This window comes from Burkholderia sp. Bp9016 (assembly GCF_003857765.1).
Lineage (GTDB): Bacteria > Pseudomonadota > Gammaproteobacteria > Burkholderiales > Burkholderiaceae > Burkholderia.
The window spans coordinates 206,540-231,092 of record NZ_QTPY01000005.1 but is presented as its reverse complement, the minus strand read 5'-3'; the positions used below and the strand labels follow the sequence as shown (position 1 = coordinate 231,092).

Annotated in this window: 18 protein-coding genes; 7 read left to right on the top strand and 11 right to left on the bottom strand. The window is 68.7% G+C overall.

Annotation, left to right across the window (positions count from 1 at the left end; genetic code table 11):
• The first annotated feature begins 4 nt into the window (after window positions 1-4).
• Genes hpnE through DIE13_RS08860 form a run of 3 tightly spaced genes read left to right on the top strand, consistent with a single transcriptional unit; the run spans window position 5 to window position 3,958 of the window.
• Window positions 5-1,258 carry a hydroxysqualene dehydroxylase HpnE gene (gene hpnE / locus DIE13_RS08870; protein ID WP_124826783.1) on the top strand — a complete coding sequence of 418 codons (1,254 nt, stop codon included), beginning with the start codon at window positions 5-7 and terminating at the stop codon, window positions 1,256-1,258.
• Window positions 1,259-1,273: 15 nt separating this feature from the next.
• Entirely contained in the window at window positions 1,274-3,247 is a 1,974-nt protein-coding gene (gene shc, locus DIE13_RS08865; RefSeq protein WP_124826782.1) for a squalene--hopene cyclase, read from the top strand.
• 3 nt (window positions 3,248-3,250) lie between these two features.
• Entirely contained in the window at window positions 3,251-3,958 is a 708-nt protein-coding gene (locus DIE13_RS08860) for a phosphorylase (RefSeq protein ID WP_124826781.1), read from the top strand.
• Window positions 3,959-4,063: 105 nt separating this feature from the next.
• Here the strand turns inward: DIE13_RS08860 and DIE13_RS08855 are convergent, their stop codons facing one another.
• Together DIE13_RS08855 and DIE13_RS08850 are read right to left on the bottom strand one after the other, a co-directional pair.
• Window positions 4,064-5,068, bottom strand: coding sequence for a VacJ family lipoprotein (locus DIE13_RS08855; protein WP_124826780.1), 1,005 nt, complete (start codon window positions 5,066-5,068; stop codon window positions 4,064-4,066).
• Window positions 5,061-7,694, bottom strand: coding sequence for an MMPL family transporter (locus DIE13_RS08850; protein ID WP_124826779.1), 2,634 nt, complete (start codon window positions 7,692-7,694; stop codon window positions 5,061-5,063). The genes DIE13_RS08855 and DIE13_RS08850 overlap by 8 nt, the downstream gene beginning before the upstream one ends.
• Window positions 7,695-8,021: 327 nt before the next feature.
• Here DIE13_RS08850 and DIE13_RS08845 point away from each other — a divergent pair, with 327 nt between their 5' ends.
• The gene (locus DIE13_RS08845; protein WP_124826778.1) at window positions 8,022-8,618 is read left to right on the top strand and encodes a phospholipid-binding protein MlaC; all 597 of its coding nucleotides are present in this window, start codon (window positions 8,022-8,024) and stop codon (window positions 8,616-8,618) included.
• Between the two features lie 92 nt (window positions 8,619-8,710).
• Here DIE13_RS08845 and DIE13_RS08840 read toward each other — a convergent pair whose 3' ends face one another.
• Window positions 8,711-9,346 carry a TetR/AcrR family transcriptional regulator gene (locus DIE13_RS08840; protein ID WP_124826777.1) on the bottom strand — a complete coding sequence of 212 codons (636 nt, stop codon included), beginning with the start codon at window positions 9,344-9,346 and terminating at the stop codon, window positions 8,711-8,713.
• 143 nt (window positions 9,347-9,489) lie between these two features.
• Here DIE13_RS08840 and DIE13_RS08835 point away from each other — a divergent pair, with 143 nt between their 5' ends.
• Window positions 9,490-11,013 carry an MFS transporter gene (locus DIE13_RS08835; RefSeq protein ID WP_124826776.1) on the top strand — a complete coding sequence of 508 codons (1,524 nt, stop codon included), beginning with the start codon at window positions 9,490-9,492 and terminating at the stop codon, window positions 11,011-11,013.
• Window positions 11,014-11,028: 15 nt separating this feature from the next.
• On the opposite strand, the gene DIE13_RS08830 is transcribed toward DIE13_RS08835, so the two are convergent.
• The 8 genes from DIE13_RS08830 to glcD all read right to left on the bottom strand — a co-directional run bounded on the left by DIE13_RS08830 (window position 11,029) and on the right by glcD (window position 21,776).
• A complete protein-coding gene (locus DIE13_RS08830) occupies window positions 11,029-11,673 on the bottom strand; it encodes a response regulator (protein ID WP_124826775.1) in 645 nt (214 codons plus the stop codon).
• Between the two features lie 31 nt (window positions 11,674-11,704).
• Window positions 11,705-13,084, bottom strand: coding sequence for a cache domain-containing protein (locus DIE13_RS08825; RefSeq protein ID WP_124826774.1), 1,380 nt, complete (start codon window positions 13,082-13,084; stop codon window positions 11,705-11,707).
• A gap of 116 nt (window positions 13,085-13,200) precedes the next feature.
• Entirely contained in the window at window positions 13,201-14,763 is a 1,563-nt protein-coding gene (locus DIE13_RS08820) for a sensor domain-containing diguanylate cyclase (protein ID WP_124826773.1), read from the bottom strand.
• Window positions 14,764-15,312: 549 nt separating this feature from the next.
• Window positions 15,313-17,487: a malate synthase G gene (locus tag DIE13_RS08815; protein WP_124826772.1), complete on the bottom strand. Its 2,175-nt coding sequence runs from the start codon at window positions 17,485-17,487 to the stop codon at window positions 15,313-15,315.
• A 42-nt stretch (window positions 17,488-17,529) separates the two neighbouring features.
• Window positions 17,530-17,934, bottom strand: coding sequence for a GlcG/HbpS family heme-binding protein (locus tag DIE13_RS08810; RefSeq protein WP_098554363.1), 405 nt, complete (start codon window positions 17,932-17,934; stop codon window positions 17,530-17,532).
• Window positions 17,935-17,956: 22 nt separating this feature from the next.
• Window positions 17,957-19,177 (bottom strand): glycolate oxidase subunit GlcF, encoded by a 1,221-nt coding sequence (gene glcF, locus DIE13_RS08805; RefSeq protein WP_124826771.1) that lies wholly within the window; start codon window positions 19,175-19,177, stop codon window positions 17,957-17,959.
• A 23-nt stretch (window positions 19,178-19,200) separates the two neighbouring features.
• Window positions 19,201-20,277: a glycolate oxidase subunit GlcE gene (gene glcE, locus DIE13_RS08800; RefSeq protein WP_124826770.1), complete on the bottom strand. Its 1,077-nt coding sequence runs from the start codon at window positions 20,275-20,277 to the stop codon at window positions 19,201-19,203.
• The gene (gene glcD / locus DIE13_RS08795; RefSeq protein WP_124826769.1) at window positions 20,277-21,776 is read right to left on the bottom strand and encodes a glycolate oxidase subunit GlcD; all 1,500 of its coding nucleotides are present in this window, start codon (window positions 21,774-21,776) and stop codon (window positions 20,277-20,279) included. The genes glcE and glcD overlap by 1 nt, the downstream gene beginning before the upstream one ends.
• Window positions 21,777-21,999: 223 nt before the next feature.
• Here glcD and glcC point away from each other — a divergent pair, with 223 nt between their 5' ends.
• Together glcC and DIE13_RS08785 are read left to right on the top strand one after the other, a co-directional pair.
• Entirely contained in the window at window positions 22,000-22,770 is a 771-nt protein-coding gene (glcC, locus tag DIE13_RS08790) for a transcriptional regulator GlcC (RefSeq protein WP_098554359.1), read from the top strand.
• 198 nt (window positions 22,771-22,968) lie between these two features.
• On the top strand, window positions 22,969-24,450 hold the full coding sequence (locus DIE13_RS08785) for a nitronate monooxygenase (RefSeq protein ID WP_124826768.1): 1,482 nt from the start codon (window positions 22,969-22,971) through the stop codon (window positions 24,448-24,450).
• Window positions 24,451-24,553 lie beyond the last annotated feature (103 nt).

Below are 24,553 nucleotides of genomic sequence, written 5' to 3'. Positions count from 1 at the left end.
GCCGATGCCCAGAACCGTCCACGTGATCGGTGCAGGACTCGCGGGCCTGTCGGCTGCCGTCGAGCTGCAACGCCGCGGTCGGCGCATCGTGCTGCACGACGCGCATGCGCACGCGGGCGGCCGCTGCCGCTCGTGGTTCGACGGGACGCTGAACACGACGCTCGACAGCGGGCTGCATCAGGTTTTCGCGGGGCAACCCGCCATGCAGCGCTACCTGCGCGCGATCGGCGCGGCCGATCAGCTCGCGGGGCCCGCGTTGCCTGAATTCGCGATGGTCGACGTCGCGTCGCAGCAGCGCTGGACGCTGCGCTTCGGCGACGGACGCTGGCCGTCGTGGCTGTTCGACGCGGCATCGCGCGCGCCGGGGACGACACCGTTCGATTACCTCGTGCTCGCGTCGCTCGCGTTCGCGCGCACGGGCCGCTCACTCGCACAGACGATGCGATGCGACGGCGTGCTGTGGGAACGTTGGCTGCGGCCGTTTTTCCTTGGTGTGCTGAATGTCGAGCCGCGTCACGCGAGCGCCGAGCTCGCGCGCGCGGCGCTGTGCGACGCGTTCGCCGCGGGCGGCCCCGGCTGCCGTCCGCGCGTCGCGCGCCATGGGCTCGGCAGCGCCTTCGTCGAACCGGCGCTGCGGATGCTGCAGCATGGCGGCGCGCAGATTCGGCTGAACTCGCGGCTCGACGCGCTTGAATTCGGCGCGCACGGCAACGCGGTCGACGCGGTGGCGATCGGCGGCGAGCGCATCGATCTCGCACCGGGCGACGCGGTCGTGCTGGCCGTGCCGCCGGAGGTCGCGCAGCCGCTCGTACCGGATCTGACCGCGCCCGACACGTTCGGCTCGGTCGTGACTGCCTATTTCGCGGTCGAGACGCCGGCCGGCAGCCTGCTGCAGACGAGCGTCGTCAACGGCGTGGTCGACGCGGTGCGTACCGGTGGCGGCCCGCTCGCGGCGACGATCCGGGACGCGGGCCGCTGGCTCGACATGCCGCGCGACGTGCTCGTGCGGCGCATCTGGGAAGACGTCGCGCGCGTGAGCGGCGCGAACCCGGAAACCCTTCCCGCGTGGCAGCTCGTCGTCGAGCCGCGCGCGGGTTTCGCGGCGGTGCCGTCGCAGGAAATGAAACGCCCGGCCGTGCGAACGCGCTGGGCCAATCTCGTGCTGGCGGGCGACTGGATTGCCACCGGCCTGCCCGCCACGATCGAGGGCGCGATCCGCTCCGGCCAGTTGGCCGCGGACGTGCTCCAGACACAGTAAGCAACAGAGGGACCGATGAACGATCTCACCGATATGGCCAACCTGTCCGCCGGCACCACGCCGGCCGGCCTCGACGCGGCCGTCGCCAGCGCGACCGATGCGCTGCTGGCCGCGCAGAACGCGGACGGACACTGGGTTTACGAACTCGAGGCCGATTCGACGATTCCCGCCGAATACGTGCTGCTCGTCCACTATCTCGGCGAGACGCCGAACCTCGAGCTCGAACGGAAGATCGGCCGCTATCTGCGCCGCATCCAGCAGGCGGACGGCGGCTGGCCGCTGTTTACCGACGGCGCGCCGAACATCAGCGCGAGCGTGAAGGCGTATTTCGCGCTGAAGGTGATCGGCGACGACGAAAACGCCGAGCACATGCAGCGCGCGCGTCGTGCGATCCACGCGATGGGCGGCGCGGAGATGTCGAACGTGTTCACGCGCATCCAGCTCGCGCTGTACGGTGCGATCCCGTGGCGCGCGGTGCCGATGATGCCGGTCGAGATCATGCTGCTGCCGCAGTGGTTCCCGTTCCACCTGTCGAAGGTGTCGTACTGGGCGCGGACCGTGATCGTGCCGCTGCTGGTGCTGAACGCGAAGCGCCCGCTCGCGAAGAATCCGCGCGGCGTGCGCATCGACGAGCTGTTCATCGACCCGCCCGTCAACGCCGGGCTGCTGCCGCGCCAGGGCCACCAGAGCGCCGGCTGGTTCGCGTTCTTCCGCGTGGTCGACCATGCGCTGCGTGCGGTCGACGGGCTGTTCCCGAGCTACACGCGCGAGCGTGCGATCCGTCAGGCCGTGTCGTTCGTCGACGAGCGCCTGAACGGCGAGGACGGCCTCGGCGCGATCTATCCGGCGATGGCCAACGCGGTGATGATGTACGACGTGCTCGGCTATGCGGAAGATCATCCGAATCGCGCGATCGCGCGCAAGTCGGTCGAGAAGCTGCTCGTCGTGAACGAGGACGAAGCGTACTGCCAGCCGTGCCTGTCGCCGGTGTGGGACACGTCGCTCGCCGCGCATGCGCTGCTCGAAACCGGCGACGCGCGCGCCGAGGACGCCGCGATGCGCGGCCTCGACTGGCTGCGCCCGCTGCAGATCCTCGACGTGCGCGGCGACTGGATCTCGCGCCGCCCGAACGTGCGGCCGGGCGGCTGGGCGTTCCAGTACGCGAATGCGCACTATCCGGATGTCGACGACACGGCCGTGGTCGTGATGGCGATGGACCGCGCGCAGAAGCTCCGGCACACGGACACGTATCGCGAATCGATGGCGCGCGCGCGCGAATGGGTCGTCGGCATGCAGAGCAGCGACGGCGGCTGGGGCGCGTTCGAACCGGAAAACACGCAGTACTACCTGAACAACATCCCGTTCTCGGATCACGGCGCGCTGCTCGATCCGCCGACCGCCGACGTGTCGGGCCGCTGCCTGTCGATGCTGTCGCAGCTCGGCGAGACACCGTTGAACAGCGATCCGGCCCGCCGCGCGCTCGACTACATGCTGAAGGAGCAGGAGCCGGACGGCAGCTGGTACGGCCGCTGGGGGATGAACTACGTGTACGGCACATGGACGGCCCTGTGCTCGCTGAACGCGGCCGGCCTGACGCCGGACGATCCGCGCATGAAGCGCGGCGCGCAGTGGCTGCTGTCGATCCAGAACAAGGACGGCGGCTGGGGCGAGGACGGCGACAGCTACAAGCTGAACTACCGCGGCTTCGAGCAGGCGCCGAGCACCGCGTCGCAGACGGCCTGGGCGCTGCTCGGCCTGATGGCGGCCGGCGAGGTGAACAACCCGGCCGTTGCACGCGGCATCGACTACCTGATCGCCCGGCAGAACGACGAAGGTCTGTGGGACGAGACGCGCTTCACAGCGACCGGCTTCCCGCGCGTGTTCTACCTGCGCTATCACGGCTATCGCAAGTTCTTCCCGCTGTGGGCGCTCGCGCGCTATCGCAACCTGAAGCGCGCGAACGCGACGCGCGTGACGGTCGGGATCTGACGCGTGGCCGCGACGCAGCACAACGGCACGTTGCCCGTCATCGCCGTCACGGGGATGGCGTTCGAGGCGCGCATCGCGCGCGGCCACGGCGTCGAGGCGGTGTTCGCCGCGCGGGCCGACCGGCTCGAGCGCGCGCTGGCCGAAGCGACCGCACGCGGTTGCGCGGGCATCGTCAGCTTCGGCACGGCGGGCGGGCTCGCGCCCGATCTGGCGCCCGGTGCGCTCGTGATCGCGGACGCGGTCGACGGGCCGTTCGGCCGCGTGCAGACGGACACGGGCTGGAGCGCGCGGCTCGTCGCGGCGCTGCACGACACGCCGGTGTGGGCGCGCGTCACGCGCGGCACGATGGCGGCTGTCGGCGCGCCGGTGATCAGCGAGCAGGAAAAGACGTCGCTGCATCACTTGAAGGGCGCGCTCGCCGTCGACATGGAGTCGCACATCGCGGCCGCGTTCGCTGCGGCGCGCGGCGTGCCGTTCGCGGTGTGCCGAGCGATCGTCGACCCGGCGTGGCGCACGCTGCCGCGCGCGGCAACGGCCGGCCTGCGCGACGACGGCAGCACGGCCATCCTGCCGATCCTGCGCGAACTGCTGAAGCAGCCGTCGCAGCTCGGTCCGCTGCTGCAGGTCGCCAGCGACGCGCGTGCGGCACGCACGACGCTGATCCAGGCCCGGCACGCGTTCGAGCGTGCGGGCGCATTGCGGATCGTCTGAGCGGCGTTCGCCGCGCCTCCCCTTCCCCTTTCTTTTTCGAGCACGCAAAAAAAGAGCGCTGCATGATGCAGCGCTTCGGGTCCTGCTCGCGAGTGCAGTGCCGCGTTACTGCGCGACAGGACTGCTCGCGGGCAGCGTCGGCATTGCCGGCGCGATCGGCGCGCCGTTGGCGGCCGGCGCCGTCGTCGCACCGGCCGGTGCAGCCGAAGACGCCGCGGCAGGTGCGCTCGCGGGCGCCGCGCTGTCCGCACCCGGATCGTCGTACTGCGGCAAGCCCGGCGCGGCTGGCGCATCGTCCGGCGCGGCGCCCGATGCGCCGCCCGGCTCGCCCGGATCCTCGTAGTTCGGCAGCCCCGGCACGGCCGGCGTGGCCGCCGGCGCCGCGCCCGATTCGCCCGGCTCGGTGTAGTTCGGCAGCGCGGCCGCCGACGACTGGCTGTGATACGTCAGCGACTTGCGCTGCTGCAGGTAGGCATCGCGGACGAACGAATACGGATCGAGCGCCGCCTGCTTCAGCAGGTCGGTCGCGCCGAGCAGGTCCGAACGCGCGCTGATGAACTGCGCGATGTACATCGGGTTGCGCGCGGCCGGTTCGATGTAGTTCAGCAGGTTGAAGCGCACGTCCACCGCACGGCCGACGCCGTCGCGGATCGTGCTCGGCCCGAACACGGGCAGCACGAGGTACGGGCCGGACGGCACGCCCCAGCGCGCCATCGTCAGCCCGAAATCCTGGTGGTGCTTCGGCAGCCCGGCCGGCGTAGCGATGTCGATCAGGCCGGCGACGCCGAACAGCGAGTTCATCGCAACGCGCATCAGATCCTGCGTCGCATCGGTAATGCGCAGCTGCAACAGGTTGTTCGCCATGTTGCCGAGATCGCCGAGGTTCGAGAAGAAGTTGCTGATCGCCGTGCGCATCGGCGTCGGGGTGATCTTCTGGTAGCCCTTCGCGATCGGTACGGCGATGTTCGTGTCGACCGTGTCGTTGAACTTGTACATCGCCCGGTTCATCGGCTCGAGCGGGTCGTTGGGGTTGCGGTTCGGGCCCGTCGCGCAGCCGCTCAGCACTGCGCTGGCAGCGACGGTCGCCGCAATGATTCGCACCTTATTCATTGATTCCTTGCGATTGGTTCTTGGCGCGTTTGACGCGCGGCTTGCCCATCAGGACGGGCTGAAACACCACGGCGCCGATCAGGGTGCAGGTCAGCGCGAGCGCGAGCAGCTTGCCCATGCTCGACGTACCCGGATGATGCGACAGCCACAGGCTGCCGAAGGCGGTTGCCGTGGTCGCGGCGCTGAACAGCACCGCGTGCGTGAGGCTCGAGTGCAGCAGGCCCGTCTGGCCCGCGCGCCATGCCATCACGAAGTACACCTTGAACGCGACGCCGACGCCGAGCATCAGCGGCAGCGCGATGATGTTCGCGAAGTTGAGCGACATGCCGAGCACGACGCACATCTCGAGCGTCACGAGGCCCGACACGAGCAGCGGTATCAGCGTGCGCAGCACGTCGCCGAAACGGCGCAGCGTGACCCACAGCAGGATCGTGATCGAAATGATCGACCACAGCGCCGCGTGCAGGAACGCGTTGATGATCGTGTCGGCCGAATGCAGGATCGAGATCGGGCCGCCGATCGCGCCCGGCTCCGCTGCCTTCACCGCCTTTGCGAAGCGGCGCAGCATCGTGTCGTCGTTCGGGTCGACGCCCTTGGGCACCTTCGGCGAAATCTGCACGAGCGCGTGGCCGTCCGGCGCGATCCAGTCGCGCACGAGCTGCGGCGGCAGCGAATCGCGCGTGACGTCCTGCGGTTGCAGCAGCGTCGCGAGCTGGTTCAGCGCGATGCGCAGCGTGTCGGAGAACGCGCGTTCGGCGCGGTCGCGCGTCGCGCTGTCGGCGGCGGCGAGCTTCGCGAGCGAGCCCGACAGGTGTTGCGCGGCGGCGGCGCCCGGGCCCGGATGATCTTCCGCCGCATAGCTCAGCAGGTCCGACACGCGCTTGAGCGCTGCGACGCGCTGCGCGTCCGTTGCAGGCGGCGCGGCGGGTTGCGTCAGTGCGGGCAGCAGGTCGCTCGCGGCCGCGGCGATCGCGGCGCGCTTGGCCGGCTGGTCCGGCGGGATGAAGGTCGACAGTGTCGTCGTGCGGCCGACTTCCGGCAGCGCATCGAGACGCTTCGCGGCCGCGTCGGCATCGGCGAGCGACGGCGCGAGCAGCGTGACGTCGTTGACGGCTGCTTCGGGCGAATCCTTCAGCGCGAGCAGCGTCGCCATCGATTCGCTGTGCGGATCTTTCAGGTGCAGCGGGTTGAAGTCGAAATGCAGGAAGGCGAGCAGCGGCAGCGCGCCGATCACGACCGCGAGCGTGCCGATCAGGATCGGCTTGCGATGGCGATCGAGGAAATCGTCGACGGGCGCGAGCCACGGAAAGCCCGGCGTCTTCGATTCGCCCGGCGGCGCGAACAGGCGCAGCAGCGCGGGCAGCAGCGTGAGCGTGGTCAGCAGGGCGACGAACATCCCGACGCCCGCGATCAGCCCGAGCTCCGACACGCCGCGATAGGCCGTGGGGATGAACGAGAAGAAGCTCGCCGCGACCGCCGCGGTGGCGAGTGCGAGCGGCATGCCCATCGAGTGCGCGGCGCCGATCAGCGCGTGGTCGATGCGCGGATCGCGGAAGCGTTCCTCGCGGTATTTCACGCCGTACTGGATCGAGAAGTCGACGCCGAGGCCGACGAACAGCACCATGAACGCGACCGAGATCATGTTCAGCGAGCCGACCATCGCGAGGCCGAGCGCGGCGGTCACGACGAGGCCGACGAACAGCGTGACGAGCACCGAGCCGATCATCCGCTTCGAGCGCAGCGCGAGCCACAGGATGCCGAGCACGACGAGCAGCGTGAGCGTGCCATTGAGCGCCGCGCCGTCTTCCACCGACGCGAATTCGTCGTCGGCGAGCGGCTGTTCGCCGGTCAGGCGCACGACCGCGCCGTAGCGTTGCTCGAGGCCGAGCGATGTTGCGGTGTCGCGGATCACCTGGGTCGTTTCGGCGCCGGCCTTCAGCGCGCCGTAGTTGACCACCGGCTGCACGGTGACGAATGCGCGCGCCGGTTGCCGCGCGGCATCGCTGTCGACCAGCGCGCGCCACGAGAACGCGGCCGGCTTGCCGGCCAGCACGTCATCGACCGTGGCCGCGCTGCGCGCGAGCAGCCTGGCCATCGCCGGCAGCTTCACCTGGCCGGTCAGCAGCGGCTGGCCGAGCGTGGTGGACAGCGTGGTCGCCAGGCCGGTCAGGCTCGGGTTCTTCGCGAGTTCGTTGACGAGCGGACGCGCGCTCGCGAGCTGCGACGTCGTATCCGAGACGTCCTGCTGCGACAGGAACAGCAGCCCGTTGTGCTCGAAGAACGGGCCGCCGCCCGGTTCGGCGACCTGACCGATGCGGCCGGCATCGGCCTGCTTCTGCAGTGCGTCGGTGAGTGCGTGCGCGGCGGCCGTCGCGAACTCGGGCGCGGGCGCCTCGACTACCGCGAGGATCGTGCCGTTGCGTTGCGGGAACGCCTTGTCGACGGCCTGGCCGAGCGCGGCCCATTGCGGCTCGGCATCGACGAGCTTGCTGATGTCGGTATTGATCTTGAAGTGCTGCGCGACATAGACGCCGCTGAAGGCGGCGATGATGAACGACAGCACGACGACCCAGACGGGCCGACGTACCGACCATGCAACGAGTCGGACGATGAGAGAGGTCACCATGTGGCGGTGCGGTGGGGCTGGGAAGGACAAAGGAACGAGTATACCGGCGCAACGTGACGTCGGTCGCGACGTTGGAGCGTGATGGGGCGGGAAGGATATTTGCTCCGCGGCGCAGGAATCGGTGCGGACGGGCCGGCGATTCATATGGGGATATTTACATAATCGGCCGGGATCGCGTTGCGGCGGGCCCTGTGACAAAAGGGGCTCAAAGGTAACAGTCGGTCACTGCACGGCAGGCCGGCGGCGGGGCCGCTATACTTCGACCCACCGGCCGATGCAATCGCTGCAATCCGCCGGCCGTTTTTTCTCATCGAGTGCGATATCCGTATGAAACGTCATCTGTTTGCTTTTGTCGCGGCGGCCGCTGTGTCGGTTTCCGCTCTCGCGCAGAGCGCGCCGGTCGACGTCGTCCGCAATGCGGTCGAAGGCACCGTCAACGCGATGAAGGCCGATCCGTCCGCGCGCGGCGGCGACATGGCGAAGGTCACGCAAGTCGTCGAGCAGCGCTTCCTGCCGGCGACCAATTTCGAGCGCACGACCCGCATCGCGGTGGGCGACGCATGGAAACAGGCGACGCCGCAACAGCAGCAGGAGCTGTACAAGCAGTTCAAGCTGCTGATGACGCGCACCTATGCCGCGTCGCTCGCGCAGCTCGGCAGCCAGGACGCGAAGTTCTCCTTCAAGGCAGGCGGCGCATCGGGCGCCGATGCGCTGGTGCAGTCGACGGTGGCGACGCCGGGCGACAGCCAGTCGGTCGGCTACCGGCTCGGCAAGGTCGGCAACGACTGGAAGATCTACGACATCGACATGTCGGGTGCGTGGCTGATCCAGGTCTACCAGGGCCAGTTCAAGAGCCAGCTCGCGTCGGGCGGCATCGACGGGCTGATCGCGTTTCTGCAGAAGCACAACTCGCGGACGAACTGAGCGCCGTCGAGCGGTCCGTGGTTCATGCACGAAGGGCGCCCCGGGGCGCCCTTTTTCGTTGCGGGCTCGCGGCCCGTCGGCCGTGCCGCGCGCTATGCGTCGATGCCGAGCATTCGCAGGCAGTCCGCGACGACGGCTTCGACGAACGTTGCGCGATCGGTGTCCGGCGCCGCGATGATGTGATCGGTCGCACCGTGCACGCCCGCGTAGATCAGCAGCGCGGTGACCGTCGGATGCGCGAGCCGCCATGCGCCGGCCTGTGCGCCGCCTTCGAGAATCGCGCGCAACTGTTCGACGATCGCGTTCCGGTCGGCATTCGTGCGATCGTGATGGTGATGGTTCGCGTAGACGATGTCGTGGATGCGGTAGGTCGCCGCGTACGTCTCGATATTGGTGCGGATCCACGCGCGCAGACGACCGAGCCAGTCGCCTTCCGCGCACGCGTCCACCGCTTGCCGCAGCCGCTCGAGGAACGATGCCGTATAGCGCTGCGCGAGCGCGGCCAACATGTCGGACTTCGATTCGAAGTAGTGATAGAACGTCCCTTTCGCGACCTGCGCATGCTCGACGATCTCGCTGATGGTCGTCGCGTCGACGCCTTGCGCGAGGAACAGCGTTTCGGCCGCGGCCATCAACTCCTCGAGGCGGACTTCCGCCGGCTTCGTGCGCGGCGTCTTGCCCGCCGGGGCATCGTCTTTTGTCGTCGTGGTGCTGGTCCTGTCCGTCATCGCGTGGCTCAACGCCCGTCATGCAAAGCCCGCAGTTTAGGGCAGCGACTCGGGCGCAGCCAATTCAATTCATTGACCGACGGTCAGTCGGAATATAAGATGAGAACCATTCTCATCATTGTGCCCATTGCGGGCAGACCGCCATGCCTCGCTCTCGCCGCGCCGCCCTTGTCCTGGCTGCTTGCCTGGGGACGTTTCTTGCCACGCTCGACGTCAGCATCGTCAACGTTGCGCTGCCGACGCTGCAGACCGCGCTCGACACCGACATCGGCGGCCTCCAGTGGGTCGTGAACGCGTATGCGCTGGCGCTATCGGCGTTCATGCTGTCCGCGGGGCCGCTCGGCGACCGCTACGGGCACAAGCGCGTGTGGCTCGGCAGCGTGGTCCTGTTCACGGCGGGGTCGGTGGTTTGTGCGTGTGCGAGCCGGCTCGAACCGCTGCTCGTCGGGCGGGCGATCCAGGGGATCGCGGGTGCGCTGCTGATTCCCGGCGCGATGCCTATCCTCACGCGTGCATTTCCGGACGCACGCGAGCGGGCTCGCGTGATCGGCGGTTGGTCCGCGTTCAGCGCGCTCGCGCTGATTCTCGGGCCGCTGCTGGGCGGCCTGCTGGTCGAGCACGGCGGCTGGCAGAACATCTTCCTCGTCAACGTGCCGATCGGCATCGGCGCGGTGCTGCTCGGCGCGTGGGGCATCCCGGAGCGCAGGCATCCCGAGCATGCGGCATTCGATCCGCTCGGACAGGCGCTGAGCGTGATCTGGCTCGGCCTGCTGACCTACGGGCTGATCGGCATCGGCGAGGCCGGCGTGTCGCACACGAAGGTGCTCGCGCCGCTCGCGGGCGCGGCGCTGGCGCTCGTCGCGTTCGTTCGCATCGAAATGCGTGTTGCGCGGCCGCTGTTGCCCATGTGGCTGTTTCGCGACCGGCGGCTGGTGCGGGCCAATCTCGCATCGTTCGTGCTCGGCTTTTCCGGGTACAGCAGCCTGTTTTTTCTGTCGCTGTTCCTGCAGCAGGCGCAGGGGCGCGGGCCGGCCGAAGCCGGCTGGCAACTGATGCCGCAGTTCGTGATGACGGCGATCACGTCGATGCTGTTCGGGCGTATCGCGGCGCGCGTGCCGCTGCATCGGCTGATGGCAGCCGGATATGGGTTGACCGGAATCGTGCTCGTGGCGATGGCCGGGTTGGGTACGGGCACGCCTTACGTGCCGGTCGGCTTCGCGCTGGCGCTGCTGGGCATCGGCATGGGGCTCGCGGTGCCGGCAACGGGGATGACCGTGATGGATCTTGCACCGGCCGAACGCGCGGGCATGGCTTCGGCGACGATGAACGCGCTGCGGCAGACCGGGATGAGCATGGGGATTGCGGTGCTCGGCAGCCTGATGAGCGTCGGCGCGGTGCACAGGATGACGGCGGCGATGCAGGCGGCCGGTCATGCCGAAGCCGGTACGCTGGCGCGGCAGGCGGTGACGGAGCATGTGTTTGCGGCGGGGCGGACGGAAATGCTTGGCGCATATCGGGACGCGATGTCGCACGGGTTCTCGGTCGCAACCGGATGTTCCGGGGTCCTCAGCATTGCGATTGCGGTGATGCTGGTGCTGCGGCGTGAAAAACGGAAGCGGCCGGCGCACGGGCAGGCATCGCGCGTGGCGGCTTCGCGGCCGGAATGATGCTGCCGTACCGCCCTACCGCCGCCGATGCTCGACCGCGAACTTGATCAGTTCCGCCTGCCCTTCGATCTCGAGCTTGCGCTTCAGGTTGAGCCGGTGCGTCTCGACCGTGCGCACCGACAGCCCCGTTTGCTGCGCGATCTGCTTGCTCGACAAGCCCTCGGCCAGCGCGTCGAGGATGTCGCGTTCACGCGGCGTCAGCCGGTCGAGCGGTGACGCGGCCGCGCTCGCCTGGATCATCCGCGCGGCGAGCCCTTCGCTGAAGAACGTCTGCCCGGCCAGCACCGCGCCGATCGCGCGCACGATCTCGCCCGCGGGCGAATCCTTCAGCAGGTAACCGCTCGCGCCGGCGCGCACGGCCTGCGTCACGTATTCGATGTTGTCGTGCATCGACAGCATCAGCACGCGAATTCCGGGAAAGCGCTCGTGAAACACGCCGGCGAGCGTGATGCCGTTCATGCCGTTCATCCCGACGTCCATCAGCGTGAGATCGGGTTCGAGCGACGCGGCGAGCGCGAGCGCTTCGTCGGCGTTGCCGGCCTCGCCGACCACGGACAGATCGGCCGCTTCGAGTCGCATCCGCAAGCCGTCGCGCACCAGCGGGTGGTCGTCGACGAGCAGCAGGCGGGCGGCGGGCCGGGCGGTGTCGGGGGCGCTCATGGGCAAAGGTCTCCGGTGATGGGGCGCGTCGTCAGGCGGCGCGCAGCGGCACGCGCGCGGCCACGACGGTGTGGCCGACCTGCGACGTGATCGTCAGCATGCCGCCGAGCGCATCGAGGCGCTCGCGCATGTTGCGCAGGCCGATGCCGCGGCGCGCATCGGTCTGCGACCGTTCGGCGTCGAAGCCGCAGCCGTTGTCGGCGATGGTCAGCGTGACGGACTGCGCGCCGACGTCGAGCGTGACGGCCGCGCGCGACGCCTGCGCATGATGCACGATATTGCTGAGCGCTTCCTGCGCGATCCGGAACAGCGCTGTGTTGACGGCGGCAGGCAACGGCCGCGCGCCGCTGTGCGCAACCTGCGTATAGCCGATATCGATGCCGCTTTCGGCGCCGAGCTCGCGCACGAGCTGTTCGAGCGCGGCGGCGAGACCGAGATCGTCGAGCATCGCCGGACGCAGCGCATGCGAGATGCGCCGCACTTCGCGCAGCGTGTCGCCGAGCCGCCCGACGCCCGACGCGAGCGCCTGCTCGGCTTCGGGCATGCGCGTCGCGCCGCGCTCGAAGCGCGCGAGCGCGGACTCGAGCATCAGCTTAGCGGACACCATCATCTGGCTGATCCCGTCATGCAGCTCGCGCGAGAGCCGCTCGCGCTCCTGCTCCTGCGACTCGACGACGCGCTGCGCGAGCTGCTTGAGCTTCGCATCGGCGCTGCGCGACTCGCTGACGTTGAGCACCAGCGCGCACACCGCGATCGCCGCGGCGCCGGTCAGCGCGATCGCGGTGAGCCAGCTCATCGTGCGCTCGATGTTCGCGGACGCGCGCGCGTCGATGCGCTGCAGCGCGGTGTCGACGTCGTCGAGATAGATGCCGGTGCCGATCATCCAGCCCCAGCGTTCGAGCGCGACGACATAGCCGAGCTTCGGCGCGGCCCTGCCCGTGGACGGCCGCTGCCACGTGTAGCGTACGAAGCCGCCGCCGTGCGAGGCGGCGCCGATCAGTTGCTGGATCGTCAGCGCGCCGTGCGGATCGCGCATCGACCAGAAGTTGTGACCGACGCGCTCGGGCTCGCGCGGATGCATCAGCGAATTGCCGTGCAGGTCGTACACGAAGAAATAGCCGTCGGGGCCGAAATCCATCTTCTGCAGTATCGCGAGCGCCTGCGTGCGCAGCATCCCGTCGTCGCGCGCGTTGCGGCCGCTCGCGGCGTAGAGCGGCATGATCGCGCTGGTCGCGAGTTCGACGTAGTGCTTGAGCTCGACTTCCTTGCTCGACAGGTACGCGGCCTGAATCGTCGCGTGCTGCGTGCGCGCGAGCGACGTCGCCTGCTGGCGCACGCCGAAACCGATGCCGGCGATCGCGAGCAGGAACGGCACGATGGCCAGAAGGAAGATCTTTGCCTTGAGTCTCATGGGTGGTGTGGCGGGCGCGATCCGGCGGGCGGGCGCCGCGCGAACGGCGCGGCGAGCCGACATTGTCGGCGATTTCGCGGGCGGACGGCTGCGGCCCGTGGCAGATCGATCCGCGCTCAGGCCCGGCGCGACTCGGGTTCGGCGCTCGCGGCGTTCTGCACGACGATCCGATTGCGTCCGCGCTCCTTCGCGCGGTACAGCGCGTCGTCGGCGAGCTTCAGCGCGGCCTGGATGCTGTCGTCGCGTTCCGGATAGCAGGTCGTCACCCCGATGCTCGCGGTCAGGCGGCCGGACGTATCCGCATCGTGCCGGATGCCGAGATCGAGAATGCCCGTGCGGATCGTCTCGGCGATCGACACGGCGCCGTTCGTGTCGACGTCGGGCAGCACCACGACGAACTCCTCGCCGCCGTAGCGGGCCGCATAGTCGGCCGGCCGGCGCAGGCATCCGGCGATGCAGCGGCCGACCGCCGACAGCGCGTCGTCGCCGGCCTGGTGGCCCTGCGTATCGTTGTAGCGCTTGAAGTGATCGACGTCGACGAACAGCAGCGACAGCGCGTGCTGCGAGCGCGCGGCGCGGCGCCATTCGCGCGCGAGCGTGACATCGAGCATCCGGCGGTTGTCGAGCCCGGTCAGGCCGTCGGTGCGCGCGAGCGCCTGCAGCTCGGTTTCCGCGCGGTGACGCTTGCGCAACTGCACGTCGAGCAGCAGCGACAGGCCGACGAAGCCGAGCGCGAGCACGGCCATCGCGGAGCCGATCGGGATGGCGCGGTCGTACCATGCGGCGAAGATGTCGGCTTCCGAGCGCGCGACCATGATGATCAGCGGCAGGTGATCGAGGTGCCGGAACACGTACATGCGCTGCACGCCGTCGATCGATGCGGTGTCGAGGAAACTGCCCTCGCTGGCGGTCATGAAATGCCGGAACGTGCTGGCGCGCTTGATGTCGCGGCCGACGATCGTCGGATCGTACGGCTGGCGCGCCAGCATCAGGCCGTCCGTATTGATCAGCGCGACGGAGCCGCGATCGCCGAGCGTCAGGCGCGAGAACAGGTTCTGGAAATATTCGAGCCGGATCGACATGACGGCGACGCCGCCGAACGACCCGTCGGGCCGCGTGATCCGGCGGCTGAGCGCGATGCTCGGCGAGCCGCCGCGCAGCCGCGAATGATACGGATCGCTGACGTACAGGCCGACGTCCGGGTGGTCGCGATGCACGGCGAAGTACGGCTCGTTGGCGAAGTTGGCCTTGCGCGGCACGTTGCTCTTGCCGTCGACCGAGATGTCGCCCTGCGCATTCAGCACATAGATGCCGCCGAGATATTTGGCCGTCGTCGCTCGGTCGAACAGAACCTGGCGGCGCATCGCCATCGGCAGGCGCACGACCTCGGGGTCGTTCTCGCCTTCGACGACCGCGTCCAGCGACAGCGAATAGAGCTCGATGTTGCGCTCGATGTCCCAGGACGCCATCAGCGCGATGTTCTGCTGCGTGGTGCGCGCGCGGTCGAGTGCGTCGATGCGGCCCTCGTACAGCACGATACCGCACAGCAGCAGGAGCAGCAGCGCGATCAGCAATCCGGAATAGAAGATCAGGTGCGGCAGCAGGAGCCGGCGTAGCCGAGCGGCGGTACGGCCCGACAGGCCGGATTCGCCGGGCATTGCGTAGTCGGTTTCTGCCATGGTCCGTGGATCGAGGGGCATCGTCGCCGGGCGGCGGGCCAATGCGATTGTTCGTATGATTCGCTGGCGGCGATCCTGTACGCGGCGCTTCGTGCGGATTTCGTCCGACCGACCGGGAAAGCGCGCGCGGATTATCGGTAATTGCGGGCTGGATAAACCATTCAATCACCTATTCATCGGCTGCATCTGCCGCGATTCGACGATACGACGAAACCGGGCGGCGCGAATTGGTCCGAGTATAGCGCGCGTATTCGCGCGCGCGGAAAATGTTGCGACTCGTTGATCCGGATCAAATTATCACGCGGTCCGATACTTGCGGATAACCCGCGAAGCGTTGCAGCGCAAGGGCCGGTGCCATTGCGGGCGTGGTGCGCGCGGCCCGCCGGCCGATTTTCACGTTTTAACCCTGATGAACCCGGACGGCGAAGTCGTGCGATACGTACCGATTATCCGTTTCAGCGATTGCATGAGCCGGATATGAAAAACGGGCGGCCGTGACGGCCGCCCGTTTCGTGAAACCCGCATGCGGGAAATCCCGCATGCACGGGCTTAACCGCCGTGCTGTTGCGCCTTGAACGCGAGCCGGAACCGATGCAGCAGCGGCTCGGTATAGCCGCTCGGCTGCGACGTGCCCTGCAGCGCCAGCGCGCACGCGGCCTTGAACGCGGTCGACTGGTCGTAGCCGGGCGCCATCGGGCGATAGTTCGGATCGCCCGCGTTCTGCTGGTCGACGACGCGCGCCATCCGCTTGAACACGTCGAGCACGAATGCCTCGGTGATCACGCCATGACGCAGCCAGTTCGCGATGTGCTGGCTGGAGATGCGCAGCGTCGCGCGGTCTTCCATCAGGCCGACGTCATGGATGTCGGGTACCTTCGAGCAGCCGACGCCCTGTTCGACCCAGCGCACGACGTAGCCGAGGATGCCCTGCGCGTTGTTCTCGACCTCGCTCAGGATCTCGCTTTCGCTCCATGCGGCGCGCTCGACGACCGGCACGGTCAGCAGCCCTTCGAGCAGCGCGTCGCGCTCGCTCGAGTACGGCGTCTTCTCGAGTTCCTGCTGGACGGCCTGCACGTCGACCAGGTGGTAGTGCAGCGCATGCAGCGTCGCGGCGGTCGGCGACGGCACCCACGCGGTGTTCGCGCCGGCGCGCGGATGCGCGATCTTCTGCTCGAGCATCGCGTGCATCAGGTCCGGCATCGCCCACATGCCCTTGCCGATCTGCGCGCGGCCGCGCAGGCCGGCCGACAGGCCTGCCAGCACGTTGTTGCGCTCGTACGACTGGATCCACGCCGACGACTTCATGTCGCCCTTGCGGATCATCGGGCCCGCTTCCATCGCGGTGTGCATCTCGTCGCCGGTGCGGTCGAGGAAGCCGGTGTTGATGAACGCGACACGCGCGGCGGCCGCGGCGATACACGCGGCGAGGTTCACGCTGGTGCGGCGCTCCTCGTCCATGATGCCCATCTTCAGCGTGTTGCGCGGCAGGCCGTAGAGATCCTCGATGCGCGCGAACAGCGTGTCGGCGAACGCGACTTCGGCCGGGCCGTGCATCTTCGGCTTCACGATGTAGATCGAGCCGGTGCGCGAGTTGCGCTTGGCCTTCAGGTCATGTAGCGCGCACAGCGTGGTGACGACGCCGTCGAGGATCCCTTCCGGAATCTCGTTGCCGTCGCGGTCGAGCACCGCGCCGATCGTCATCAGGTGGCCGACGTTGCGCACGAACAGCAGCGAGCGGCCGTGCAGCGACAGTTTGCCGCCGGCCGGCGTCGTGTATTCGCGATCGGCATTCAGGCGGCGCGTGAAGGTCTTGCCGCCCTTCGCGACTTCCTCGACGAGCGTGCCCTGCATCAGCCCGAGCCAGTTGCGGTAGAGCTGGACCTTGTCGTCGGCGTCGACGGCCGCGACGGAATCCTCGCAGTCGATGATCGTGCTGACCGCGGCTTCGAGCACGACGTCCTTCACGTTCGCGAGATCGGCGCGACCGATGGGGGTCGATGCGTCGATCTGGATCTCGAGGTGCAGGCCATTGTGCTTCAGCAGGATCGCGGACGGCGCATCGGCCGCGCCCTGGTAGCCGACGAACTGCGCCGGCTGAGCAAGGTGCGTGACGCCCTTGCCCGTTTCGACGGCGAGCTGGCCGTCCTGCACGCGGTAGCGCAGCGCGTCGCGGTGCGAGCCGCTCGCGAGCGGCGCCGCGTTGTCGAGCACGTTGCGCGCGTAGTCGATCACGCGCTGGCCGCGCGTCGGGTTGTAGGCCGACGTGCGTTCGGCGCCGCCGTCTTCGGGCAGCGCATCGGTGCCGTACAGCGCGTCGTACAGGCTGCCCCAGCGGGCGTTCGCGGCGTTCAGCGCATAGCGCGCGTTCGACAGCGGCACGACGAGTTGCGGGCCGGCTTGCGTGGCGATCTCGCTGTCGACGTTCGCGGTGGCTGCCGCGACGTTCGACGGGGCCGGCACGAGGTAGCCGATCTTTTCGAGGAACGCGCGATACGCGGCATGGTCGCGCACCGGGCCGGGGTGCGCGCGATGCCACGCGTCGAGTTCCTGTTGCAGGCGGTCGCGTTCCGCGAGCAGTTCGCGGTTGCGCGGCGCCAGGTCGTGCACCAGGGCCGAAAAGCCGCTCCAGAACGTGGCTTTGTCGATGCCGGTGCCCGGCAGCACTTCGTTTTCAATGAACTGGCTGAGCGCTGGCGCGACTTGCAGCCCTGCTTGGTCGATCATCGTGATTCCTCCCGGGGAAAAATGCGCGCGTGGCCTGGCTGGTTATCCCGCGACGCTTTGTGTGCCGGCGCGGGCGATCTGCGCGTCCTGCTCGGACTTTACGCCAGACACACCGATCGCGCCCGCAATGCGGCCGTCCACCGTGACCGGCACGCCGCCTTCAAGCAACCCCGTCAGCGGCACGCTCAGAAACGCCGTGCGGCCACCGTTGATCATATCCTCATACGCCTTCGTCTCGCGACGGCCGAGCGCCGCCGCGCGGGCCTTGTCCTGCGCGATGTACGTGCTGGCGGCCGATGCGCCGTCCAGGCGCGCGAACGCGAGCAGGTGGCCGCCGTCGTCGACGATGGCGATCGACACGGCCCAGCCGTGGCGCTCGGCCTCCGCGCGGGCCGCCGCGAGCATGCGTTCGACGTCGGCGAGTTCGAGTTCGGGTTTCGTTTTCATGGAAGTCCTCCGGAATCAGCGGTCAGTTGACGAGTCGGTTGTCGACGAGCTCGATCCAGTGGCGCACGGACGTGCGGCCCGCGCCGTTCAGGTGAGTCTGGCAGCCGATATTGGCCGTGACAATCAGGTCCGGCCGTGCGGCTTCGAGCGCGTCGAGCTTGTTGTCGCGCAGTTTCGTCGCGAGTTCGGGTTGCGTGAGCGAATAGGTGCCGGCCGAGCCGCAGCACAGATGGCCGTCGGCGACATGCGTCAGATCGAAGCCGAGCCGCGTCAGGATGCGCTCCACCGCGCCGCCGAGCCGCTGCGCGTGCTGCAGCGTGCACGGGCAATGCACCGCGACGCGGCGCGGCGCGGCGTCGGCCAGCGCATCGAGCGGTTCTGCCGCGATCACTTCCGCAAGGTCGCGTGCGAGCGCGCTGACGCGCCGCGCCTTGTCCGCATAGACGGGGTCGGCGCGCAGCAAGTCGCCGTATTCCTTCACGAACGCGCCGCAGCCGCTCGCCGTCAGCACGATCGCTTCCGCGCCCGCCTCGATCGCGGGCCACCACGCGTCGATGTTGCGGCGTGCGCGGGCAAGGCCGGCGTCCTGGGCGTTCAGGTGATATTCGGTCGCGCCGCAGCAACCGGCTTCGCGCGCCGGCGTGACGCTGATGCCGAGCCGGTCGAGCACGCGCGCGGCGGCCGCGTTGGTGTTCGGCGACAGCGAAGGCTGCACGCAGCCTTCCAGCATCAGCACGCGCCGCGCATGACGCACCGGCGGGCGTGGCGTGGCGGCGGGAGCGGCGGCCGGGATCTTGTCCTGCAGCGTGCCCGGCAGCAGCGGGCGCAGCGCGCGGCCGGCCTTCAGCAGCGCGGCGAAGGTGGCCGGCCTCGGCACGACGTGGCGCAGGCCCGCGCGCAGCAGGCGCTCGCGCGCAGGGCGGCGTGCGCGCTTTTCCGCTTCCGCGCGGCCGATGTCGAGCAGCGTGTGATAGCGCACGCCGGACGGGCACGTCGTTTCGCAGTTGCGGCAGGTCAGGCAGCGGTCGAGATGCTGCTGCGTGCGTTCGCCGCACGGCTCGCCTTCGAGCATCTGCTTGATCAGGTAGATGCGTCCGCGCGGCCCGTCGAGCTCGTTGCCGAGCACCTGGTAGGTCGGGCAGGTCGCATTGCAGAAGCCGCAGTGCACGCATGCGCGCAGGATCGCTTCCGCTTCGTCGGCCCGGTCGAGGGCCTTGCTTGCTTCGCTGAGATTGGTTTGCATCGGCGGTTCGGAATCGGGTGGCGTCAGACGTCCGCGTACAGGCGGCCGGGATTGAAGATCGCATGCGGGTCGAGCCGGGTCTTCAACTGCCGATGCACGCGCAACAGCGCGGCCGGCAGCGGCTGGAACGGCTCGGGTGTGACGCCCGGCGTGAGGCAGGTCGCGTGGCCGCCCCACTGCGCGGCGAACCGCTGCACCTCGGCCGGCGCGGCATCGCTCTTCAGCCAGCGCTGCGCGCCGCCCCAGTCGACCAGCAGCGCGCCGGGCAGTGCGTCGAGTGGCGCGGCGGCAGGTACCGACACGCGCCACAGCGGGCGCGGATCGTCGAAGAACGGCAGCGACAGCTCGCGCAGCCGCGCCCAGAACCCGTCGTCGCGATCGTCCATCCGCTCGCCGCCGATCGTGTCGCGCGCGGCCTTCACCGAGCCCTCGCCGCCTTCGATCCGCACGCGCAGCACGCCGTCCGCGTGGCAGGCGCCGGCCAGCGGCAGCCCGGTGCGCCGCCATCCGGCGACGCGTTGCACGGCTTCGGCCGCCGTGACCGGTAACGCGAGATCGCCGGTCGAGCGGGGTTTCGGCAGCACCTTCAGCGACACCTCGGTCACGACGCCGAGACAACCGAAACTGCCGGCGAGCAGCCGCGACACGTCGTAGCCCGCGACGTTCTTCATCACCTCGCCGCCGAAGCGCAGGTGCTTTGCGTGGCCGGTGATTACGCGGCAACCGAGCACGAAATCGCGCACCGCGCCCGCCCACGGGCGGCGCGGCCCCGACAGCCCGGCCGCGAACATCCCGCCGACCGTCGCCGCGCCGCCGAACGACGGCGGCTCGCACGGCAGCATCTGGCCGGCCGTGTCGAGCATCGCTTCGAGTTCGGCGAGCGGCGTGCCCGCGCGCGCGGTGATGACGAGTTCGGTCGGGTCGTACGCGACGATGCCGCGGTGCGTGCGCATGTCGAGCGCGCGGCCTTCGACGGCGCGGCCGACGAAGGCCTTCGTGCCGGCGCCGCGAATGTGCAGCGGCTGGCGATCGTGGATGGCGGCGTCGACCTGTGCGACGAGTGCCGCGCTGTCGTCGATCGATTCGATGTCGCGTCGCATCAGAAGCGCTCCAGTTCGGGAAACGGCAGCTTGCCGTGATGGACGTGCATCGCACCGAATTCGGCACAGCGATGCAGCGTCGGGATGTTCTTGCCGGGATTGAGCAGGCCCTGTGGATCGAACGCGGCCTTCACCGCGTGGAAGAACGTGATTTCGTCGGCGTTGAACTGCACGCACATCTGGTTGATCTTCTCGCGCCCGACGCCGTGTTCGCCGGTGATGCTGCCGCCCACCGCGACGCACAGCTCGAGGATCTTGCCGCCGAGCGCTTCCGCGCGGTCGAGCTCGCCGGGACGGTTCGCATCGAACAGGATCAACGGGTGCATGTTGCCGTCGCCCGCGTGGAACACGTTCGCGACCGGCAGTGCGTATTCGGCCGACAGCGCGGCGATGCCTTCGAGCACGCGCGGCAGTTCGCGGCGCGGAATCGTGCCGTCCATGCAGTAGTAGTCGGGCGACATGCGGCCGACCGCCGGGAACGCGTTCTTGCGGCCGGCCCAGAAACGCTGGCGCTCGGCTTCGTCGCGCGCGACGCGGATCTCCGAGGCGCCGGCCTCGCGCAGCAGCGCGGCGACGCGTTCGGCGTCCTCTTCGACATCGCTCGCGCTGCCGTCGAGTTCGCACAGCAGGATCGCCTGCGCATCGACCGGGTAGCCCGCGTGGATGAAATCCTCGGCCGCGCGGATCGCGAGGTTGTCCATCATCTCGAGCCCGCCGGGAATCACGCCCGCGCCGATGATGCGCGCGACCGCCCCACCCGCTTCGGCGACGTCGTCGAAGCTCGCCATCAGCACCTTCACGCTCGGCGGCAACGGCCGCAGCTTCACGGTCACTTCCGTGACGATGCCAAGCATCCCTTCGGAGCCGGTGATGAGCGCGAGCAGGTCGAAGCCCGGTGCGTCGAGCGCGTCGGCGCCGAGCGTCAGCGTATCGCCGTCGATCGTCAGGATCTCGACCTTCAGGATGTTGTGCACCGTGAGCCCGTATTTCAGGCAATGCACGCCGCCCGCGTTTTCGGCGACGTTGCCGCCGATCGAGCATGCGATCTGCGACGACGGATCGGGCGCGTAGTAGAGGCCGTACGGCGCGGCCGCCTGCGAGATCGCGAGGTTGCGCACGCCGGGCTGCACGCGCGCGATGCCGGCATCGGGGTCGATGTCGAGAATCCGGTTGAACTTCGCCGTCACGAGCAGGATGCCTTTTTCGAGCGGCATCGCGCCGCCCGACAGGCCGGTGCCCGCGCCGCGCGCGACCACCGGCACGCCGTGCGCGGCCGCGACGCGCAGCACCGCGCGCACTTGCTCGACCGTGTCGGGCAGCACCACGGCGAGCGGCACCGTGCGGTATGCGGCGAGGCCGTCGCATTCGAACGGTTTCAGCGCCTCGCGCTCGTGCAGCACGTCGAGGCCGGGCGCCGCCGCGTTCAGCGCGGCGACGAGCGTGTCGCGATCGACCGTCGCCAGCGGGCCGTCGATCCGTTCGTCGTAGGTGAAACTCATCGTGTGTCTCCGTCTCCACCATGCAGGCGGCCGCACGGGTGGCGGCGCGCCGGATGGACGGCATTCTTGGCGGGACGTGCGGGCGTGTCCAGACGTCACGCAAGTGGTCATACCAGTTTTTTGTGCGGCATCCGGAAGCGGGTATCGGGGAAGTCAAAAAACCGAACAACAACAAGGGTTTGTGCGAAAATCGCCGAGATTCTTCCTGAGTGGTCATACCAGTATGGAAATGCAGGATCGACAGGCGCCGGCGCGCAATGTGGCAGACGTCGTCGCCGAGCGGATCGAGCAGCTGATCGTCGACGGCGTGCTCAAGGCCGGCCAGGCGCTGCCGTCCGAGCGGCGGCTCACCGAGAAGCTCGGCGTGTCGCGCACGGCGGTGCGCGAAGGGATGAAGCTGCTGCGCGCGCGCGGGATCATCGATACGACGCACGGCAAGGGCTCGTTCGTCGCGAGCCTGACCCCGCAGCGCGAAGTCTCGCCGATGATGCATCTGCTCGGTTCGCAGCCGCGCACGCTGTACGACCTGTTCGAGGTACGCGGGATGCTCGAGACCGAAGCCGCGCGGCTCGCCGCGCTGCGCGGCACGCCGGCCGATTTCATCCTGATCCGGCGCCGTTACGAGGAAATGACGGCAGCCGACGCGCAGGATCTCGATCCGGCCGCGCGCGCGAAGCTCGACCATGCGTTCCATCTCGCGATCTGCGAGGCATCCCACAATCCGGTGCTCGTCAATACGCTGCAATCGTTGACCGATCTGCTGCTCAGTTCGGTGTTCGCGTCGGTGAACAATCTCTATCACCGCGAGCCGTTGAAGAAGCAGATCGACCGCCAGCATGCGCGGCTTTACAACGCGGTGACCGGACGGTTGCCCGATCAGGCGCGCAAGGCCGCGAGCGAACATATCCGCCAGTGCGTCGACTATCTGCGCGAGATCGAACAGGAGGAACAGCGGCTCGTGCGCTCGACGCTGCGGCTCGAAGGCTGGACTTGAGGCGAGCGCACGCTGGAGCGGCCGTCGCCGTAATGACGCTCGTCAATGAAGTCGTCATCGCGAGGTGGCCTGATGCGTGAATATGTCGCAATATGATCTATTTGATGCATGGCCCGGCACGACCCGTTTCGCCTTTACGCGACACGTGCTTTGGCGGTTGACCGTGACGCGCCGCCGATCCTTGAAGGAGGACGCTGCATGTCGATTCCGACGCGTGGCGACGGGCCCGAGGCCCGCGCCGTCCAGATCCTGCATCGCCCTGTCTGCGATCTGCTCGGCTGTGCATGGCCGATCGTGCTCGCCGGCATGGGCGGCGTTGCGCGGGCCGAGCTTGCGAGTGCGGTGAGTGCCGCCGGCGGGTTCGGTTTTCTCGGGATGGTGCGTGAACCCGTCGCGCTGATCCGGCGCGAGGTCGGGTTGGTTCGCTCGGCCACCGAGCGTCCGTTCGGCGTGAACCTGATTCCTGCATCGACGCCGCCTGAACTGCTCGATGCACAGCTCGATGCGTGCATCGAATTGCGTGTGCCCGTGATTGCGCTGTTCTGGGACGTGATGCCGGGCGTCGTGCGGCGTCTGCGCGATGCGGGCGTGCGGGTGGTGCATCAGGTCGGGTCGCTCGACGATGCGCGCGCGGCGGAAGCGGCCGGTGCACAGGCGCTGATCGTTCAGGGGCACGAGGCTGGCGGCCATGTGCGCGGCGATCGGCCGCTGGCCGAGCTGTTGCCCGAAGCGGTTCACGCGACGCGGTTGCCGGTGCTGGCGGCGGGCGGGATCGTCGATGGCGCGGACGTGGCCGCCGCGATGGCGCTTGGCGCGCAGGGCGCGGTGATGGGCACCGCGTTCATTGCAACGCATGAATCGTTCGCGCATGCGTATCACCAGCAGCGGATCGTCGACGCGCGTGAAGGCGACGCACAGCTGACCGACATCTTCCATATCAACTGGCCACGCGGTGCGCGGGTTCGTGTGTTGCCGTCGAGTGTCACGCGCGGCGAGCGCGGCGATCCGTTCGGCGATGAGCGCGTCGTGATCGGCGACGAGGAAGGGCGGCCGATCTATCTGTTCAGCACGGATTCGCCGCTGCGTACGATGACCGGCGATTTCGAAGCGATGGCGCTGTATGCGGGTACGGGGGCAGGGCGGATCGGTGCGATCGAATCGGCCGGCGACGTGCTGCGTCGTATCGTGCTGGATGCGGCGGCGAGCGTCGAGAAAGGGGCGGCGGCTGCACCGGCAGGCGAGTCGGACGCGCATCGTGCGGCGTTGCTGGCGCTGCTCGATGAATTGCTGGAAGCGGAGCGCGCGGGGGCTCGCGTTGCATCGGAGACGGCGGCGGAGGTGACGGAAGATGCCGAGCTCCATCGTCTGATCGCACATATCCGCCAGGACGAAGCGCACTGGTGCAGCGTGCTTGTCGACGCGATCCGCACGCTCGGCGCGACGCCCACGCGGGCAACCGGCTCGTTCCATGAGAAGGCGATGGCGATCGACGATCTGGCCGAGCGGATGGCGTTTCTGAACCGTGGTCAGAGATGGGTCGTGCGCAAGCTGCAGGCGCTGCTGCCGACGCTCGCCGACCCGGATATACATCACGCGCTGTCGTTGATGCTGGTCGCGCACGAGAAGAATATCGGGTCGGTGGATGTGCGGTTGAGGGAGCAGCGAGCGGGTGGGGTGTAAGCGTATGGGACGCGTTTCGCGGGAATGAAACCGGCGTGCCGGCTCGAAGTCGTCGAACCGGTCATCGGGTGCAGCCGACGGGGCGCTCGATCCAGCTAACGAC

What these genes read in the sequence shown, in the direction of transcription:
- hpnE (WP_124826783.1), top strand. Translation starts at nt 5, where the DNA reads ATGCCCAGAACCGTCCACGTGATCGGTGCAGGACTCGCGGGCCTGTCG.
- shc (WP_124826782.1), top strand. Translation starts at nt 1,274, where the DNA reads ATGAACGATCTCACCGATATGGCCAACCTGTCCGCCGGCACCACGCCG.
- DIE13_RS08855 (WP_124826780.1), bottom strand. Translation starts at nt 5,068, where the DNA reads ATGAATAAGGTGCGAATCATTGCGGCGACCGTCGCTGCCAGCGCAGTG.
- DIE13_RS08850 (WP_124826779.1), bottom strand. Translation starts at nt 7,694, where the DNA reads ATGGTGACCTCTCTCATCGTCCGACTCGTTGCATGGTCGGTACGTCGG.
- DIE13_RS08845 (WP_124826778.1), top strand. Translation starts at nt 8,022, where the DNA reads ATGAAACGTCATCTGTTTGCTTTTGTCGCGGCGGCCGCTGTGTCGGTT.
- DIE13_RS08840 (WP_124826777.1), bottom strand. Translation starts at nt 9,346, where the DNA reads ATGACGGACAGGACCAGCACCACGACGACAAAAGACGATGCCCCGGCG.
- DIE13_RS08835 (WP_124826776.1), top strand. Translation starts at nt 9,490, where the DNA reads ATGCCTCGCTCTCGCCGCGCCGCCCTTGTCCTGGCTGCTTGCCTGGGG.
- DIE13_RS08830 (WP_124826775.1), bottom strand. Translation starts at nt 11,673, where the DNA reads ATGAGCGCCCCCGACACCGCCCGGCCCGCCGCCCGCCTGCTGCTCGTC.
- DIE13_RS08825 (WP_124826774.1), bottom strand. Translation starts at nt 13,084, where the DNA reads ATGAGACTCAAGGCAAAGATCTTCCTTCTGGCCATCGTGCCGTTCCTG.
- DIE13_RS08820 (WP_124826773.1), bottom strand. Translation starts at nt 14,763, where the DNA reads ATGGCAGAAACCGACTACGCAATGCCCGGCGAATCCGGCCTGTCGGGC.
- DIE13_RS08815 (WP_124826772.1), bottom strand. Translation starts at nt 17,487, where the DNA reads ATGATCGACCAAGCAGGGCTGCAAGTCGCGCCAGCGCTCAGCCAGTTC.
- DIE13_RS08810 (WP_098554363.1), bottom strand. Translation starts at nt 17,934, where the DNA reads ATGAAAACGAAACCCGAACTCGAACTCGCCGACGTCGAACGCATGCTC.
- glcF (WP_124826771.1), bottom strand. Translation starts at nt 19,177, where the DNA reads ATGCAAACCAATCTCAGCGAAGCAAGCAAGGCCCTCGACCGGGCCGAC.
- glcE (WP_124826770.1), bottom strand. Translation starts at nt 20,277, where the DNA reads ATGCGACGCGACATCGAATCGATCGACGACAGCGCGGCACTCGTCGCA.
- glcD (WP_124826769.1), bottom strand. Translation starts at nt 21,776, where the DNA reads ATGAGTTTCACCTACGACGAACGGATCGACGGCCCGCTGGCGACGGTC.
- glcC (WP_098554359.1), top strand. Translation starts at nt 22,000, where the DNA reads ATGGAAATGCAGGATCGACAGGCGCCGGCGCGCAATGTGGCAGACGTC.
- DIE13_RS08785 (WP_124826768.1), top strand. Translation starts at nt 22,969, where the DNA reads ATGTCGATTCCGACGCGTGGCGACGGGCCCGAGGCCCGCGCCGTCCAG.